Source organism: Methylobacterium sp. Leaf89 (assembly GCF_001422215.1).
Lineage (GTDB): Bacteria > Pseudomonadota > Alphaproteobacteria > Rhizobiales > Beijerinckiaceae > Methylobacterium.
The window spans coordinates 136648-152598 of sequence record NZ_LMML01000023.1 but is presented as its reverse complement, the minus strand read 5'-3'; the positions used below and the strand labels follow the sequence as shown (position 1 = coordinate 152598).

The 15951-nt window shown below is 70.1% G+C and carries 15 protein-coding genes; 10 read left to right on the top strand and 5 right to left on the bottom strand.

Annotation, left to right across the window (positions count from 1 at the left end):
• Nucleotides 1–368: 368 nt before the first annotated feature.
• On the bottom strand, nt 369–2138 hold the full coding sequence (locus tag ASF18_RS08785) for a L,D-transpeptidase family protein (protein WP_082487277.1): 1770 nt from the start codon (nt 2136–2138) through the stop codon (nt 369–371).
• Nucleotides 2139–2265: 127 nt separating this feature from the next.
• Here ASF18_RS08785 and ASF18_RS08780 point away from each other — a divergent pair, with 127 nt between their 5' ends.
• The 3 genes from ASF18_RS08780 (at nt 2266) to ASF18_RS08770 (ending at nt 5687) form a co-directional block, all read left to right on the top strand.
• Nucleotides 2266–3111: an SDR family NAD(P)-dependent oxidoreductase gene (locus tag ASF18_RS08780; RefSeq protein WP_056350887.1), complete on the top strand. Its 846-nt coding sequence runs from the start codon at nt 2266–2268 to the stop codon at nt 3109–3111.
• A gap of 185 nt (nt 3112–3296) precedes the next feature.
• Nucleotides 3297–4775 (top strand): glucose-6-phosphate dehydrogenase, encoded by a 1479-nt coding sequence (zwf, locus tag ASF18_RS08775; protein WP_056277483.1) that lies wholly within the window; start codon nt 3297–3299, stop codon nt 4773–4775.
• 213 nt (nt 4776–4988) lie between these two features.
• On the top strand, nt 4989–5687 hold the full coding sequence (locus ASF18_RS08770; RefSeq protein ID WP_056212020.1) for a GntR family transcriptional regulator: 699 nt from the start codon (nt 4989–4991) through the stop codon (nt 5685–5687).
• Between the two features lie 76 nt (nt 5688–5763).
• Here ASF18_RS08770 and ASF18_RS08765 read toward each other — a convergent pair whose 3' ends face one another.
• From ASF18_RS08765 to ASF18_RS08755, 3 genes are all read right to left on the bottom strand, one after another.
• Entirely contained in the window at nt 5764–6198 is a 435-nt protein-coding gene (locus ASF18_RS08765; RefSeq protein WP_056212023.1) for a nuclear transport factor 2 family protein, read from the bottom strand.
• 124 nt (nt 6199–6322) lie between these two features.
• Nucleotides 6323–7999, bottom strand: coding sequence for a methyl-accepting chemotaxis protein (locus tag ASF18_RS08760; RefSeq protein WP_056212025.1), 1677 nt, complete (start codon nt 7997–7999; stop codon nt 6323–6325).
• Nucleotides 8000–8144: 145 nt separating this feature from the next.
• On the bottom strand, nt 8145–8801 hold the full coding sequence (locus ASF18_RS08755; RefSeq protein ID WP_056212028.1) for a GntR family transcriptional regulator: 657 nt from the start codon (nt 8799–8801) through the stop codon (nt 8145–8147).
• 180 nt (nt 8802–8981) lie between these two features.
• On the opposite strand from ASF18_RS08755, the gene dctP reads away from it, so the two are divergent.
• The 6 genes from dctP (at nt 8982) to minE (ending at nt 14136) form a co-directional block, all read left to right on the top strand.
• Entirely contained in the window at nt 8982–10001 is a 1020-nt protein-coding gene (dctP, locus tag ASF18_RS08750) for a TRAP transporter substrate-binding protein DctP (RefSeq protein WP_056212030.1), read from the top strand.
• Nucleotides 9998–10714: a TRAP transporter small permease gene (locus ASF18_RS08745; protein ID WP_056212032.1), complete on the top strand. Its 717-nt coding sequence runs from the start codon at nt 9998–10000 to the stop codon at nt 10712–10714. Before dctP ends, ASF18_RS08745 begins: the two co-directional genes overlap by 4 nt.
• Entirely contained in the window at nt 10711–12063 is a 1353-nt protein-coding gene (locus ASF18_RS08740) for a TRAP transporter large permease (RefSeq protein WP_056212034.1), read from the top strand. Before ASF18_RS08745 ends, ASF18_RS08740 begins: the two co-directional genes overlap by 4 nt.
• 234 nt (nt 12064–12297) lie before the next feature.
• Complete coding sequence (gene minC, locus ASF18_RS08735) at nt 12298–13011, top strand: septum site-determining protein MinC (protein WP_056350885.1); 714 nt, start codon at nt 12298–12300, stop codon at nt 13009–13011.
• Nucleotides 13012–13024: 13 nt separating this feature from the next.
• Nucleotides 13025–13840 (top strand): septum site-determining protein MinD, encoded by an 816-nt coding sequence (gene minD / locus ASF18_RS08730; protein ID WP_056212038.1) that lies wholly within the window; start codon nt 13025–13027, stop codon nt 13838–13840.
• Entirely contained in the window at nt 13837–14136 is a 300-nt protein-coding gene (gene minE, locus ASF18_RS08725; protein WP_056212040.1) for a cell division topological specificity factor MinE, read from the top strand. Before minD ends, minE begins: the two co-directional genes overlap by 4 nt.
• A gap of 33 nt (nt 14137–14169) precedes the next feature.
• Here minE and ASF18_RS08720 read toward each other — a convergent pair whose 3' ends face one another.
• Complete coding sequence (locus ASF18_RS08720) at nt 14170–15420, bottom strand: nucleoside transporter C-terminal domain-containing protein (RefSeq protein ID WP_056350883.1); 1251 nt, start codon at nt 15418–15420, stop codon at nt 14170–14172.
• A gap of 260 nt (nt 15421–15680) precedes the next feature.
• Here ASF18_RS08720 and ASF18_RS23615 point away from each other — a divergent pair, with 260 nt between their 5' ends.
• Nucleotides 15681–15854 carry a hypothetical protein gene (locus ASF18_RS23615; protein ID WP_156649739.1) on the top strand — a complete coding sequence of 58 codons (174 nt, stop codon included), beginning with the start codon at nt 15681–15683 and terminating at the stop codon, nt 15852–15854.
• Nucleotides 15855–15951: the final 97 nt, after the last annotated feature.

Sequence of the window (15951 nt, the reverse complement as noted above, 5' to 3'; positions counted from 1 at the left end):
GCGCCTCGTCCGACGCACCTTGCCACGCGCGGTAGGCCCTCGATCAAGGCCGCTGGCACGTCGAGACAGAACCCACGAGACCGCCATGGCCAGGTGCCAGGCATTAGGCTCACCACCTCGCTCTGCGACGCTGCTCCGCGCGTTCCGCCGGACCCTGGGTGATCCGTCTCCTCGCACGGCCCCCGTCGGAACGCGCTCGCAAGATGATACCATTCAATTGATGGCGATCCCGGGTCTTGTCAGCCGCGCGTCGACTCCCGAGAGCGTCCGAGCGGACGGGCCACGACAGGTGGCCGGGGCGGACCGGAGGAAGGCGCCCCCCATCGCGCCGGGCGAGCCCTTGCGATAGGGGAACGGCCGGCTTGGGCTCAATCCGTGGGGGGAAGCGCCGCGCGGCTGGGGATCGATCCCGGGGGGACTAAATCGCCTGCCGTCTTCTCGGCACCGGTACTCGTCGGCCTGGGCGCAGCTGCCTTGCCGGGGCTCTGAGCCGGGGCCGCGCCGGGCACGGCTCCCTTATCCGCGATCACCTTCGGCACGGGCTTGGGTGGGACCGGCGCAGCCTGAACCGGCTTGGCAAGGGATGGCTTGGCAAGGGACGGCTTGGCAAGGGGCGGGCTGGCGAGGGACGGCTTGTCGCCGGGAGTCCGGGCGGATGCGGACCCGGTGCTGGACGCCTTCGGCGTCGCGGGCACGGCCGCCGACTTGGGAGCGGTCGGCGGCGCGATCGTCCCCGTCGCCGCCACGTCCGGCATCGGCACCGCAGGGCTGTCGATCCCGTAGATGTCGTCCCGGAAATGGGCGCGGCCGTCCGGGGTGGCGTAACCGGTGAGATACACGAAGGTCACGGGGATCTGCTTCGGCAGCTTGATGTCGAGGCGCTCGTTGGTGGCGATGCTGGTCTCGATCTCGATCGGGCCCCAGGTCGAGCCGGGACCGTTGGGGCCGGGCGTGCTCTCGAGCAGCCAGCCGGCGAGCTCCTTCACCTGCGCGACGCGCACGCAGCCGTGGGAATGGAACCGCACCTCGCGGGCGAACAACGATTTCGACGGCGTGTCGTGCATGTAGACCGCCTGCTTGTTCGGCATGTCGATGCGCACCTGACCCAGGGAATTGTCCAGGCCGGAATCCTGCCGCAGGGTGTAGTTGGCCGCCTTCTCGCTCGACCAGTCGATCGCGGTGGGGTCGACCTCGACGCCACCGGGACCGAGGATGCGGATGCGCTCCCGGGCGAGGTAGCCGGGATCCTTGCGCATCTTCGGAATGATCTCCTTCTTGATGATGGAGACCGGCAGGGTCCAGGTCGGATTGAGGTTCACGTCGGTGATGCGGGCCTCGATCCGCGGCGTCGCCTTGTCGGGCTTGCCGACCACCGCCACGTAGCGGCGCACCACGACCCCGTGGTCCACGGCCTCCACCGTGGCGGAGGGGATGTTCACGACCACGTAGCGGTCGCCATAGGCGAAGTTCGAGCCGATCTGGCGCGCGGCGGAGGCGGCGAGCTGGCGCTGGCGGGTGGCCGCCGGCACGTTGAGCGCCGCCACCGTCTGGCGGCCGATCAGCCCGGTCTCGGGCAGGCCGTGGCGGGCCTGGAACGCCTTCACGGCCGCCACCAGGGTGGCGTCGAGCTGGTCGTTCATCGGGGCATCGGCAGCCAGGTCGCCCACGAGCGCGAGATGCTTGCGCAGGGCCGGGATGGCCGGATGGCCGGCGCCGGGCTTGACCACGAGGTCGGCGGGCAGCGCGGTCCAGCCGCCGGCATCCACCATGGCCTGATAGCGGTCGGCCATCCGCAGGGTGTCGAGGAACGTCGCGGGACTGAGGGTCGGCACCGGGTCGGCGGAGACCCGGGCCACCACCAGCGGCGGCAGCTCGCGCGACTTCCGGGCCTGGGCGGCAGCCGGGGCGGCGGTGGCCTCGGCTGCGCCCGGTGCGATCGCCTGGACGGCGGGCGTCGCCGGAGCGGTGGTGGTGGTGAGGCTCTCGATCTTCGGAGCCTTCGCGGGCGCGGGGGCTTCCGGCGCGCCGGAGACTTGAGCCGTGGCGGCGCCGCCCAGCACCCAGAGGAGGGCCAGGGGCGACAGGCCCGCGCGGAGGCGGTGCGGGCGGAGAGCGACGGTCCTGTGGCGCGAAAGCATCGCGAACCTTTCGAGTGGCAAGTCTCCCCGACCATGCGCACAGACGGTTACCAATCTCCTGCCGCGCGGTGACGGGGGCCGGCGCGCGCCCTAACTCCCGCCCCGGAACGGCGGAGGAGCAGCGGCCATGACCAACCATCCGGCAATTCAGGCGGGGCGGACCGCCGTCGTCACCGGGGCGGCGAGCGGCATCGGGCTGGCGGCCGCCCGGCGCTTCGCCGCGGCGGGCATGCGGGTCTGGCTCGCCGACCTGCCGGGCGCGGCGCTGGACTCGGCCCGCGCCGAGGTCGCGCGCGGCGGGACGGCGGCGTCCGTCCACGCGATGGCCACGGACGTGGCCCGGCCCGAGGCCGTCGCGGCCCTGGGCGCGGCGGCCTGTGCGGAGGGGCCGCCGGCCGTGGTCATGCTGAATGCCGGGATCGAGGCCGGGGGACGGCTGTTCTCGGACCCCGAGACGTGGGCGCGCATCCTCGACACCAATCTGTGGGGCGTCATCAACGGCATCCAGGCCTTCGTACCGGCGATGATCGCCGGGACCGAGCCCGGCGCCATCGTGGTCACGGGCTCGAAGCAGGGCATCACCACGCCGCCCGGCAACACGCCCTACAATGTCTCGAAGGCGGGGGTGAAGGTCGTCACCGAGGCCCTCGCCCACGACCTGCGCGAACGCGAGGGCGTCCGCGTCAGCGCGCACCTGCTCATCCCGGGATTCGTCTATACCGGGCTGACGCGGGCCCGCGGGGTCAGCGAGAAGCCCGCCGGCGCCTGGACGCCGGACGAGACCGTGGATGCCCTGATGGCCGGACTGGCCCGGGGCGACTTCTACATCCTGTGTCCGGACAACGAGACCACCCGGGCACAGGACGAGAAGCGGATCGCCTGGGCGGCCGGGGACATCATCGAGAACCGGCCGGCGCTGTCCCGCTGGCATCCGAACCATGGAGCGGCGTTCACGCGTTTCGCCGGATCGTGACCGGGCGCGGGGAGGGGTGCCCTCCCGCACGCCCCTCGGGTGGCGGATGCCTTGCATAGCGTCGCGGGGAAGCCGACACACCGGGGGCGATTCGTCGCGACCCGCAAACCGACCTGCAAATCGACTCGCCAGCCGACTTGCCGACCCGCGAACCGCCTGACTTGCAAACCGAACGGGAGCCGCACTTGGCCACCATTATCCCCGTCGCCTCCTTCGATTGTGTCGTCTTTGGCGCCACCGGCGACCTGACCACGCGCAAGCTGCTGCCGGCCCTGTTCTACCGCTTCATGGACGGACAGATTCCGGAGACGAGCCGGATCATCGGCGCCTCGCGTTCGGAGATGACCACCGAGGCCTTCCGCGAGCGCGCCCGCGACGCCATCAAGCGCTTCGTTCCGGCCGGCGACATCGGCGAGGACAAGCTCGCCGCCTTCCTGGACCACCTCGATTACGTCGCGGTCGACGGAGCCGGCGACGAGGGCTGGGAGGATCTGGCCGCCAAGCTCGCCGAGCGCCCGGACCAGGTGCGGCCCTACTACCTCGCCACCTCACCCGACCTCTACGGCTCGATCTGCCAGAATCTCGCCAAGCACGGCCTGATCGGCGAGAAGTCCCGCGTCGTGCTGGAGAAGCCCATCGGCAAGGACCTGAAGTCGGCCCGCGCCATCAACGATGCGGTCGGCACGGTGTTTCCCGAGGAGCAGATCTTCCGCATCGACCACTATCTCGGCAAGGAGACGGTGCAGAACCTGCTGGCCCTGCGCTTTGCCAACACCATCTTCGAGCGGCTCTGGACGGCCGACGTCATCGACCACGTCCAGATCACGGTGGGCGAGACCGTCGGAGTCGAGGGCCGCGCGGGGTACTACGACACCTCGGGCGCGCTGCGCGACATGGTCCAGAACCATATGCTGCAGCTCCTCTGCCTGATGGCGATGGAGAGTCCGCTCTCCCTCGACGCCAATTCGGTGCGCGACGAGAAGCTGAAGGTCCTGCGGGCCCTGAAGCCCATCACGCCGCACGACGTGCAGAGCGTGACGGTGCGCGGCCAGTACTCGGCCGGCGCCGTCGGCAGCCAGCCGGTGGACGGCTACCGCACCGATCTCGGCGGAGACGTCGACAGCCGGACCGAGACCTTCGTCGCCCTGAAACTCGAGGTTCAGTCCTGGCGCTGGGCCGGCGTGCCGTTCTACCTGCGCACCGGCAAGCGCCTGCCGCGAAAGCTGTCCGAGATCGTGGTGCAGTTCCGCGCCTCGCCGTTCTCGATCTTCCCGGCGGAATCCTTCGGGCGCGAGCCCAACCGCCTCGTCATCCGGCTCCAGCCGGAAGAGGGGATCAAGCTCGAAGTCATGACCAAGGATCCGGGTCCGGGCGGGATGCGGCTGCGGCCGACCAACCTCGACATCTCCTTCGAGGAGACCTTCAAGCAGCGCTACCCCGATGCCTACGAGCGCCTGCTCATGGACGTGGTGCGCGGCAACGCCACGCTGTTCATGCGCCGCGACGAGGTCGAGGTCGCCTGGGCCTGGGCCGATTCCCTCCTGAAGGCCTGGGCCGACCGGCCCGAGCCGCCGCGCCCCTATCCCGCCGGAAGCTGGGGTCCCACCGCCGCCATCGCGTTGATCGAGCGCGACGGCCGGACCTGGCACGAGGAGCTTCGCTGAGAGACGCCCCCGCCGGATCAGGGCGAGGTGGTGTCGGGTGAGGCCGCAGGCGGCTCGAAGACCCGCGGATCCGTCATCCCGGTGGGGTCGCCTGGCTTTCGCCGGAGGCCTGTGCGCGGAACCGGGCTATAGTTCCGCACTCCCTCGACAGGTCTCAGTCGACGCATTACCAGAGGGAGTATTTTTCATTCCTCTTCCAGACGTCGTGGACCCATGAACAAGATCGAACCGGGCCTCGGCATCAACCGGCGCTATCTGCACGATGAGGTCGTCGACCGAATGCGCGACCTCATCCGCTCGGGTGAGCTGGAGCCGCGGGCGCGGATCAACGAAAGCGAACTGACCGAACGCTTCGGCATCTCCCGCACGCCCCTGCGCGAGGCGATCAAGATCCTCGCCACCGAGGGGCTTCTCGAGTTGCTGCCCAATCGCGGCGCCCGCGTCGCCAGCCTGTCGCAGTCCGAGATCGAGGAGATGATCGAGGTCATTGCCGGCCTGGAGGCCACCGCCGCCGATCTCGCCTGCCGCATCATCACCGATGCGGAGATCGACGGCATCTCCCGCGACCACGAGGCCATGGTGGCCGCCTGGCGCGCCGGCGAGGAGGGGGTCTACTTCGCCCTCAACCGGGAGATCCACGAGGCCATCATGCGGGCCAGCCGCAACGCCACCCTCGGGGGCATCTACGACAGCCTCTCGGGTCGCATCCAGCGCTCGCGCTACGCCGTGCATCAGACGCCGGAGCAGTGGGCGCAGTCGGTGGCCGAGCACGAGCGGATGATCACGCTGCTGCGCGCCCGCGACGGCGAAGCGCTCGCCCTGCTCATGCGCGCCCACATCCGGGCCCGGACCCCGGTAATCGCCGAGAATTTCGGCGCCGCCAGCCGCGAGGCGGCCGGGTCGGCGGCCTGAGCCGCCATCCGTCCTCGCGCCAGCCCGTCCCGGCCGGCCATCCGCCGGGGGGGCGCGGGCGGCGCCGCTCCGAGCGCTAGTTCCAGGTGTGCAGCACGGTGCGCCAGCCGTCGGGGCGGCGCTCCATCACGTTGATCCAGTTGCCCTCGAACTTCTTTCGGGCTCCGCCCTCGCCGGGGCCGTTCATCTCCCAGCGCCCGGACAGCACCAGGACGTCGCCTGTCTCCCGCGCGGACTGGACGGTGATCCGGTGATCGTCGAAGCCCTTTGCCTTCAGCCCCGAGAAGAACGTCTTGATCTCGCCCGGTCCCGAGATCGCCGCGCCCTTCGGGATCACCAGCGCGTCCGGGGCGTAGAGCGTGCCCAGGGCGTCCATGTCGCCGCTGTTGTAGGTCTTGTCCCAGGTTTCGGCGGCGCTGCGCCCGGCCGTGGCGGCGGTGTCGGCGCGGGCCGCCACCGGCAGGACGAGGCACGCGGCCAGAGCCGCACCGAGAAGATGTCGGGTCATCATCGTTCCCTCCCTCGCAAGACCGTTTCCGTACGCCCCGCAAGGGTTATTGGACGATCGAAACCGAGGAAAGTAAAGAGTCCGCGCTAGGATCTGGCGTGATTGCCCGCGGGGACATTCTATTTGATTAAGCCGCGCGAACCGTGCCGAGGAAGCGTGCCAGTTCCTGGGCGAGGTGCTCCGCTTCGTGCGAGAGCTCGGAGGCCGAGGCCAGGACCTGGGACGCGGCGGCGCCGGTCGCCTCGGCCGCTCCGGCGACCCCGGCGATGTTGGTCGTGACCTCGCCGGTGCCGGTGGCGGCCTCGCCGACGTTGCGCACGATCTCCTGGGTGGCCGCGCCCTGCTCCTCCACCGCCGCCGCGATCGAGGTCGCCACGTGGCTGATCTCGCGGATCCGCCCGCTGATGCCCTCGATCGCGGTCACGGCCTGGCCGGTGGACCCCTGGATGCGGCCGATCTGGCCGCTGATCTCCTCGGTGGCCCGCGCCGTCTGGTTGGCGAGTTCCTTCACCTCGGCCGCCACCACGGCGAAGCCGCGACCGGCCTCGCCGGCCCGCGCCGCCTCGATGGTGGCGTTGAGGGCCAGCAGGTTGGTCTGGCCCGCGATGGTCGAGATCATGGCGACGACGTCGCCGATCCGCGCGGCGGCGGCGCTGAGTTCCTGGACCTGCGACGCGGTCCGGGCGGCCTCGTCCACCGCCCGCTGGGCGAGTTCCGTGGAGCCGTCGACCTGGCGCCCGATTTCCTGGACCGAGGCCCCGAGTTCCTCGGCGGCGGCCGCCACCATGCCGACATTGGAGGCCGCCTGATCCGCCGCCGCCGCGACCGTGCCGGATTGCTGGGCGGTCTCGGAGGCGGTGGTCGCCATGCTCTGGGCCGTGCCGCGCAACTGGCCCGCCGCCGCGGTCACCCGGTCGAGGATCCCGCCGACGGCGCCCTCGAACCCGTCGGCCATCTCGCGCATCGCGGCCTTGCGCTGCGCCTCGGCGCCGGCGCGGGCGAGGCGGGTCTCCTCCTCGAGGACGCGGCTGCGCAGGAGGTTGGCCCGGAAGGTCTCGAGGGTGTCGGCCATGGCGCCGATCTCGTCCTGGCGGCCGACGCTCGGGATCTCGGTCTCGGCCTCGCCGTCCGCCACGCGCCGCATGGCCGCCGTCATCGCGCCCAGCGGCCGTGTGATACCGCGGATCGTGTGGGCCATGGCGGCCAGTGCCATGAGGACGGAGAGCCCGAGCGTGACCTGGGTGGTTCGCACGGCGCTCGCCTGTTCCGCCCGCGCCGCCGCCTTGGCGGCCTCGCCGGCCTCGCCGTTGAGCGTCACGAGCTTGCGCATGCTGGCGCTGGTGGCGAGGTAGTTGGCGTTCATCGGCCCCCGGAACAGGGTCAGGACCTCGTCGCGCCGGGCGGGGTCGATGGCCCGGAGCTGGGTCCAGTCCTGGCCCATCTGGGCGAGCTTGGCGCTGACCTCGTCGTAGAGGGCGCCCTCGGCGCGGGAACTCACCAGGGTCCCGTAGGCCGCGCGCCGGGTCTCCAGGTCCGTGGCCAGGGTCGCGGCCTGCGCGACGCTGTTGGTGCGCTCCTCGGCGGTGTCGGCGATAACGTAGCGGAACTGCCAAAGCCGGATCCGCATCACCAGGGCGTTCATGGCATGGGCGGCATCGACGGAGGGGAGGGCGTTGTCGGACAGGACCGTGATGCGGTCGCCGATGGCATCCATCTTCGCCAACGAGACGAGGCCCTGCCCGGTGGTGATGAGCGCCAGTAGACCGAAAAGGCCGATCAGCGTCGACTTGAGAGAGAGGCGCATGGGGAAAGCCGGTGACCGCTTGGCGAGAAAGAGCGTTCCTCGATTAGCGGGCCTCCCTTAAGATTGACTTGCCCTTCACCCGGCGACATCCACCGGTTGTGTCGTCGCCCCGGGCGGCGATCCGAGCGAAACCCTCCGCGAAGGATCAGGCCGCGGCGTTGATCGAGCGCAGACCCGCCACGAGATCCGAGAAGCGGTCGCCCTGGACGATGACGTGCGCCCGCAGCCGGTCGGAAGCCGCGGTCTCGTCGCCCGACACGATGGCGGCCACGATGGCGTCGTGCTCGGCCAGGGACTGACCGAGGCGGTTGCGGGCGCGAAGCTGGAGTCGTCGGAACGGCGCCAGACGCCGGTGCAGCTGGCGCGCCTGCTCCTCCAGGAACCCGTTCCGGCAGGCCCGGTACACCACCGTGTGGAAGATGTAGTTCTCCGCGTAATAGGTCTCGGGGTCGCCGGCCGCGGCCGAGGCGGCGCAGGCCGCTAGGGCCGCCTTGAGGGCGGCCTCGTCGTCGGGGATGAGCCGGCGCGCCGCCAGCCGCCCGCAGGAGGCCTCGATCTCCGCCATGGTCTCGAACATCGCGATCAGGAGCTGCGGGTCGGGGGCGCTGACGATGGCCCCGCGCCGGGGCTTGATCTCCACGAGGCCCGTCATCGCCAGTTGCAGCAGCGCCTCGCGGATCGGCGTGCGCGAGACCCCGAAGCGCTCCGCGAGTTCCGTCTCGTCCAGGCGCGCGCCGATGGCGAGGCGACCGTCCACGATCTCGGTCTCGATGGTCTGCCTGAGGCGGCGCGATTGGTTCATGCGCTGAGATCCCGGCCCGTCCTAATCCCGCCGACTCGCAAAAATCAGGCGTCCACTATTATTCAATCGCGTTGACAAAATATACAAGGCGTCGTTTCATGTATAACGAAGACGCGGCGCAGTATAAATGCTGCGCTGCAAAAACGAGCGGCCGGGGTCCGGCCTAGGGAGAGACACGCCATGATGCTGACACGCCGTGCCCTCGTTGCCGGCGGCCTCGCCGCCCCAGCCATCCTGTCCCTGGGCTCGCGGGCCCAGGCTGCCACCACCCTGAAGCTCTCCCACCAGTTCCCCGGCGGCACCATCGACGAGGGCGACTTCCGCGATCGCATGTGCCGCAAGTTCGCGATGGCCCTGGCCGAGCGCTCGAAGGGCGCCCTCGAGGTGCAGGTCTATCCGGGTTCGTCGCTGATGAAGACGAACGCCCAGTTCGCGGCCATGCGGAAGGGCGCCCTCGACCTCTCGCTCTACCCCTCGCCCTACGCGGGCGGCGAGGTGCCGGAGCTGAACATCGGGCTGATGCCGGCGCTGGTGAGCTCCTACGAGCAGGCCATCGCCTGGAAGAAGGCGCCGGTGGGCCGCAAGCTCACCGAGATCCTCGACGCGAAGGGCATTATCCTCGTTTCCTGGGTCTGGCAGGCGGGCGGCGTCGCCAGCCGGGAGCGTCCCCTCTACGCGCCGGCCGACGCCAAGGGCCTCAAGGTCCGGGGCGGGTCGCGCGAGATGGACCTGATGATGAAGCAGGCCGGCGCCGCCACGCTCTCCATTCCTTCGAGCGAGTCCTACGCCGCCATGCAGACGGGCGCCTGCGACGCGGTCATCACCTCGTCCACCAGCCTGATCTCGTTCCGCCTGGAAGAGTTGGGCAAGGCCCTGACCTCGGGCCGCGAGCGCTCCTACTGGTTCATGCTGGAGCCGCTGATGATGTCGAAGCTCGCCTTCGAGCGCCTGCCCAAGGACCAGCAGGACCTGATCATGACCATCGGCGCCGAGCTCGAGCCGTTCGGGCAGGCCGGGGCCAAGGCGGACGACACCAAGGTCGAGGAGATCTTCGCCAAGGCCGGTGCGAAGGTCCAGAACCTCGACGAGAAGACCCTGGGCCAGTGGCGTGACATCGCCCGGGATACCGCCTGGAAGGACTTCGCCGGTAAGTCGGCCGGCTGCGCCGAGCTCCTCAAGCTGGCGGAGCAGGTGTCGTGAGCCACGCCTTCGACGCGGCCTCGGCCGCCGCCGCGACGCACACGACGGCAGAGCCCCGGGTTCCGGGGCTCCTCGGCACCATCGACCGGGCCCTGAAGGGCGTCAATCACGTCATCATGCTGCTGGGCGGCATCGCGCTCGTCTGCGCCTGCCTGGTCCTCAGCTACAGCGTCGTCATCCGCTACGTCCTGCATGAGCCCACCGACTGGCAGGACGAGATGGCGGTGTTCCTCATCGTTGGCGCCACCTTCTTCTCGGCCGCCGCCGTTCAGGCCAAGCGCGGCCACGTGGCCATCGAGGCGCTGACCGGCCTGCTCTCGCCGCGGGTCAACCGCGCCCGCCTCCTGGTGGCGGACGTGATCAGCTTCGTCTTCGTGACGTTCTTCGCCTGGAAAAGCTGGACCCTGCTTCATGAGGCCTGGGTCGACGGGCAGGTGTCGCAGTCGAGCTGGGGGCCGCCGCTCTGGATCCCCTACATCCTGATGGCGATCGGCATGACCCTGCTGGGCCTCCAATTCGCCCTGCAGATCGCCGAGGAGATCCTCTACGGCGCCGAGAAGGCGGGCTGGGCGAACCCCAAGATCGGCCTTGGGGCCGATCTCAACCGCGATGCAGCGGGGCAGTCCGGCGCCACACCGACGGGCACGCGGCCCCTCGGCGATCCCCTCGCCAACACTGTGCCGGACACGAAGGTCACCGGGAGGCATCCATGAGCGTCGCGGCCATCGGCTTCCTCTATGCGGGGGCCACCCTGAGCGCGATGCTCGCCGGCATCCCCATCGCCTTCGCCCTGGGCTTCGTCGCCCTGGCCTTCATGTATGTCTTCATGCCGGGCGCCTCCCTCGATACGGTGGCGCAGAACGTCTACGAGGAGATGGCCTCGATCACCCTGCTGTCGATCCCGCTCTTCATTCTGAAGGGCGCGGCGATCGGGCGGTCCAAGGCCGGCCAGGACCTCTATTCGGCCATGCACGCCTGGATGCACCGCATCCCCGGCGGCCTCGGCATCGCCAACGTGTTCGCCTGTGCGCTCTTCGCCGCCATGGCGGGGTCGAGCCCGGCCACCTGCTCGGCCATCGGCTCGGCCGGCATCCCGGAGATGCGCAAGCGCGGCTACTCGCCGGGCTTCGCCGCCGGCATCATCGCGGCGGGCGGTACCCTCGGCATCCTGCTGCCGCCCTCGATCACCATGATCCTCTACGCGGTGGCGGCCGAGCAGTCGCTGGGACGCCTGTTCCTCGCCGGCATCGGACCGGGCCTGCTCCTGGTCGGCCTGTTCGCGGCCTGGTCGGTCTACCGGTTCCGCGCGGAATACGCGGCCGCGAAGGTCGCCTACGAACGGAACGGCACCGCTTCGGCGATCCTCGCGGAGGACACCTACAGCATGCGTCAGCGCTTCTCGACGCTGCCGCGGGTGCTGCCCTTCGTGATCCTGCTCACGGGCGTGATGGTGGCGCTCTACGGCGGCTACGCCACCCCGTCCGAGACGGCGGGCCTCGGCGGCCTCCTGGCGCTGGGCCTGATCGCCGTCATCTACGGCGTCTGGCGCCCGCGCGACGTCAGCCCGATCCTCACCGCGACCCTGCGGGAATCGACCATGCTGATGCTGATCATCGGCATGTCGCTCCTCTACGCCTACGTGATGAGCTACCTGCACATCTCGCAGTCGGCGGCGGCCGCGATCGTGGCGATGCAGCTCTCCCCCTGGGTGCTGCTGGTGACGATCCTCGGCCTCGTGATCCTGCTCGGCTTCTTCCTGCCCCCGGTCTCGATCATCCTGATGACGGCGCCGATCATCCTGCCGCCCCTGAAGGCGGCCGGGTTCGACCTCGTCTGGTTCGGCGTCGTGATGACCATCACCATGGAGATGGGCTTGATCCACCCGCCCGTGGGCCTGAACATCTTCGTCATCAAGAACATCGCCCCCGACATCCCGCTGAAGGACATCATCTGGGGCACGCTGCCTTTCGTCATCCTGATGGCGGTGGCGATCCTGATCCTCTGCCTCGTCCCCGGCATCGCCATGTGGCTGCCGAACTGGCTGCTGCCCACCACGCGGTGACGGCGGGCGTCGCTCGGGCGATGACCCTCACACACGGACCCGGCCCCGGAGGGGGCGTGCGACAGGCCCCAGGCCGTCGCGCGCGCCGTCCGGGGCCGATGCTTGTTCGCGTGCCCCATCCCTGGATCATCGGATCAGAGGAAAATGCGCGCCTTTAATCCTTTGAACACGGGTTGTTAACGAAGCGGTAACCATACCGGGCATCAATGGTCTGGTAAGGAATCGCGAGAGCCCGTGACTGACACAAGCCCTCCCCGCAGACCCGTTCAGCTTCGTGGCCGCGCCTTCAAGTCCTTGGTGCTGGCCCCGGAGACACCGCTTCCCGATTGGTTCGCCGATCTGGACGAGGCGCTCCAGCGCTCGCCGACCCTGTTCGACGGGCGCGCCCTGATCCTCGACGTGGCGGCGCTGGCGCCCGCCGCGCCGGACCTCGACAGCCTGCTCGCCGAACTCGGCAGCCGGCAGATCCGCATCCTCGGCATCGAGGGTACGGACGTGTCTCTCCTCGGACCGGGGCGCCCGCCGCTCCTCGTCCAGGGACGGCCCTCGAACACGATCGAGATTCCGGCCCAGCCGGAGCCGGAGCCCGCGGTGCCGCCGGCACCGCCCGAGCCGGCCACGACGTCCCTCACCATTGAGGGCTCGGTCCGGTCCGGGCAATCCATCGTCCACCCCACCGGCGACGTCACCGTCATGGGGTCGGTCTCCTCCGGCGCGGAGATCCTCGCCGGCGGCTCCATCCACGTCTACGGCGCGCTGCGCGGCCGGGCCATCGCCGGCGCCGCCCGCAACCCCCGCGCCCGCATCTGCTGCCGCAAGTTCGAGCCCGAGCTTCTCGGCATCGACCGCCTCGTCCGTACGGCCGAGGAGATGGGCAACCACTTGCGCGGCAAGGCCGTGCAAATCTGGCTCGATGGCGGCGCCATCAAATTCGCATCCTTGGATTGAGGAGACAGCTCATATGGCCAAAATTCTGGTCGTGACATCAGGCAAGGGCGGCGTCGGCAAGACGACGACGACGGCGGCCCTCGGCGCGGCGCTCGCGCAGGCCGGCAAGAGCGTGGCGGTGGTCGACTTCGATGTCGGCCTGCGCAACCTCGACCTCGTGATGGGCGCCGAGCGGCGCGTCGTCTACGACCTCATCAACGTGGTCAACGGCGACGCCAAGCTCAACCAGGCCCTCATCCGCGACAAGCGCCTGGACAAGCTCCACCTGCTGCCCGCCTCGCAGACCCGCGACAAGGATGCGCTCACCGACGAGGGCGTCGCCCGCGTCATGGACGAGCTGCGCGAGAAGTTCGACTGGGTGATCTGCGACTCCCCGGCCGGCATCGAGCGCGGCGCCACGCTGGCCATGCGCCACGCGGATGTGGCGGTGGTGGTCACCAACCCCGAGGTCTCCTCGGTGCGCGACTCCGACCGGATCATCGGCCTGCTCGACTCCAAGACCCTCAAGGCCGAGCGCGGCGAGACCATGGAGAAGCACCTGATCCTCACCCGCTACGACCCTGCCCGGGCCGATCGCGGGGACATGCTCAAGATCGAGGACGTGCTCGAGATCCTCTCGATCCCGCTGCTCGCCATCATTCCGGAGAGCATGGAAGTCCTGCGCGCCTCCAACGTCGGTTGCCCGGTGACCCTGAACAACCCGCTCTGCGCCCCGGCCCGCGCCTACACCGACGCCGTACGCCGCCTCAACGGCGATGCGGTCCCGATGTCGGTCCCCACCGACAAGAAGTCCTTCCTCGACAAACTCTTCACCCGGAGGGCAGCATGAGCCTCCTCAACATGTTCAACCGGCGCGGTTCGGCGCCGGTCGCCCGCGACCGCCTGCAACTCATCCTCGCCCATGAACGGGCGGGGGTCGGCGGCTCCGATCTCGTGATGGTGCTGCGTGAGGAGATCCTCGCGGTCATCGCCAAGCACGTCGAGGTCAACAGCGACAAGGTCCAGATCCGCCTCGACCGCGGCCAGGACATGTCGACCCTCGACATCGATATCGAGCTGCCGCTCACGGCCGTCGCCAAGGCCGGCCCCGCAAAGGTCAAGGCGGCGAAACTCGCCGCCGCATGACCCTCCGCGCAAGCATCCCGGCCGGCACAGCCGTCAGGCCCCGATGAACAACCCGGCGAGCGTCGCGCTCGTCAGGTTGGACAGGGTGCCGGCCAGGATCGCGCGCAGGCCGAAGCGGGCGATCTCCGCCCTGCGCTCGGGCGCGAGGCTGGCGAGGCTCGCGAGCTGGATCGCCACCGAGGTCAGGTTGGCGAAGCCGCAGAGCGCGAAGCACAGGATCGCGGCCGTGCGCGGATCGAGGCTGCCCGCCTTCAGGACCGGCGAGAGCTGCGCGTAGGCCAGGAACTCGTTGAAGGCGATCTTCTGACCGAGCGCCCCGCCGACGAGGCCGGCCTGGTCCCAGGGCACGCCCATCAGCCAGGCCAGGGGCGCGAACACCGCGCCGAGGAGGCCCTCCAGGCTCAGGGCGGGATAGCCCGCGAGGCCACCGGCCCAGCCCATGAACCCGTTCAGCAGGGCGATCAGCCCCGTGAACGCGATCAGCATCGCCCCCACCGAGACCGCCACGGCGAGCCCCTTCTGGGTGCCGTCGGCCGCCGCCTCGATCACGTTGACCGCCCGCGTCTCCGCGAAGGTGACCCGCGTGGAGGTGACCCGGCTCGGCTCCGTCGTCGGCACCAGGATCTTGGCGTAGAGAAGCCCGCCCGGCACCGCCATGGCGCTGGCCGCCAGGAGGTACTCCATCGGCACACCCAGGGCCGCGTAGCCGGCCAGAATCGTGCCCGCCGTGGAGGCGGCCCCGCTCGACATCACCGCGAACAGCTCGGCCGAGGTCAGCGCCCCCAGGAACGGGCGCAGCGCGATGGCGATCTCGCTCTGGCCGATGGCGATGGTGATCACCGCCGAGAAGGTCTCGATCCGCGAGGTGCCGATCACCCGCTGCAGCGCCGCGCCGATGCTGCGCGCGGCCGCCTGCATCACCCCGAAATGGTAGAGCACCGCGATCAGCGCCGAGACGTAGAGGATCTGCGGCAGGATGCGCAGGGCCAGGATGAAGCCGCTGCCGCCGAACAGCTCGAACATCCGCGGCTCGACGAGGCCGCCGAACAGGAACGCGGTGCCCCGGTCGCCGTAGTTCAGCACGGTCTGGACGAAGCCCGCCGCCGCCGCGAGGCCCGTCCGGCCCGCCGGGATGAACAGCACCAGGGCCCCCAGCGCCACCTGCAGCGCCAGGGCCGAGAGGACCACGCGGGGCGAGATCGCCCGCCGGTGGGTGGAGAACAGCACGGCCACGGCCAGCAGCAGGGCGAGGCTCATCCCTGCGTGAAAAAGCTTCTCGACCATGCCGCCCCGCTGTTCTGCCTTGCGCGGAGCAAGCCCGATGCCGGGGCGTTTGTCGCGGGTGAAATGGCGCTGTCTCCCGGCGCCGGCGGGGAAGGATTGCCGGAGACAGGGCCGCCCGCGTGGTTCCGCGCCTCCACTCCCTCCGCCGCGCCCGGCCGGTCCTCTCCGGGCGCTCGCGCCTGCCGCGGGACGAGATCGCCGGGTGAAACGCCGCCGAGACCAAGCGCCCGCTCGTCACACCGTCGATCCGCACCGCGCGGGTGCTGCCGCCGACCCGGGACACCGGGAAGTTCGGCCTGACCATCGAGGGGCTGGTCCTCGGCGAGGTCGAGAACGGCGCGCGTCTCGTCCTGGTGATCTGCGGCCTCGCGGCGCTGGCGGTCGACCACATGATCCGCCCGCGCGGGCTCGTCAAACGGCGCGGCGGATCGTAAGCCGGCTCTCTGTCGCGGCGGGGCGTGCCTGAAAACACCGCGACCGCCGCACGATCGTCATCGAAGCGTCACGTCCCGTCGCGAACGGTGCGCCAAA

What these genes read in the sequence shown, in the direction of transcription:
- ASF18_RS08785 (WP_082487277.1), bottom strand. Translation starts at nt 2,138, where the DNA reads ATGCTTTCGCGCCACAGGACCGTCGCTCTCCGCCCGCACCGCCTCCGC.
- ASF18_RS08780 (WP_056350887.1), top strand. Translation starts at nt 2,266, where the DNA reads ATGACCAACCATCCGGCAATTCAGGCGGGGCGGACCGCCGTCGTCACC.
- ASF18_RS08770 (WP_056212020.1), top strand. Translation starts at nt 4,989, where the DNA reads ATGAACAAGATCGAACCGGGCCTCGGCATCAACCGGCGCTATCTGCAC.
- ASF18_RS08765 (WP_056212023.1), bottom strand. Translation starts at nt 6,198, where the DNA reads ATGATGACCCGACATCTTCTCGGTGCGGCTCTGGCCGCGTGCCTCGTC.
- ASF18_RS08760 (WP_056212025.1), bottom strand. Translation starts at nt 7,999, where the DNA reads ATGCGCCTCTCTCTCAAGTCGACGCTGATCGGCCTTTTCGGTCTACTG.
- ASF18_RS08755 (WP_056212028.1), bottom strand. Translation starts at nt 8,801, where the DNA reads ATGAACCAATCGCGCCGCCTCAGGCAGACCATCGAGACCGAGATCGTG.
- dctP (WP_056212030.1), top strand. Translation starts at nt 8,982, where the DNA reads ATGATGCTGACACGCCGTGCCCTCGTTGCCGGCGGCCTCGCCGCCCCA.
- ASF18_RS08740 (WP_056212034.1), top strand. Translation starts at nt 10,711, where the DNA reads ATGAGCGTCGCGGCCATCGGCTTCCTCTATGCGGGGGCCACCCTGAGC.
- minD (WP_056212038.1), top strand. Translation starts at nt 13,025, where the DNA reads ATGGCCAAAATTCTGGTCGTGACATCAGGCAAGGGCGGCGTCGGCAAG.
- minE (WP_056212040.1), top strand. Translation starts at nt 13,837, where the DNA reads ATGAGCCTCCTCAACATGTTCAACCGGCGCGGTTCGGCGCCGGTCGCC.
- ASF18_RS08720 (WP_056350883.1), bottom strand. Translation starts at nt 15,420, where the DNA reads ATGGTCGAGAAGCTTTTTCACGCAGGGATGAGCCTCGCCCTGCTGCTG.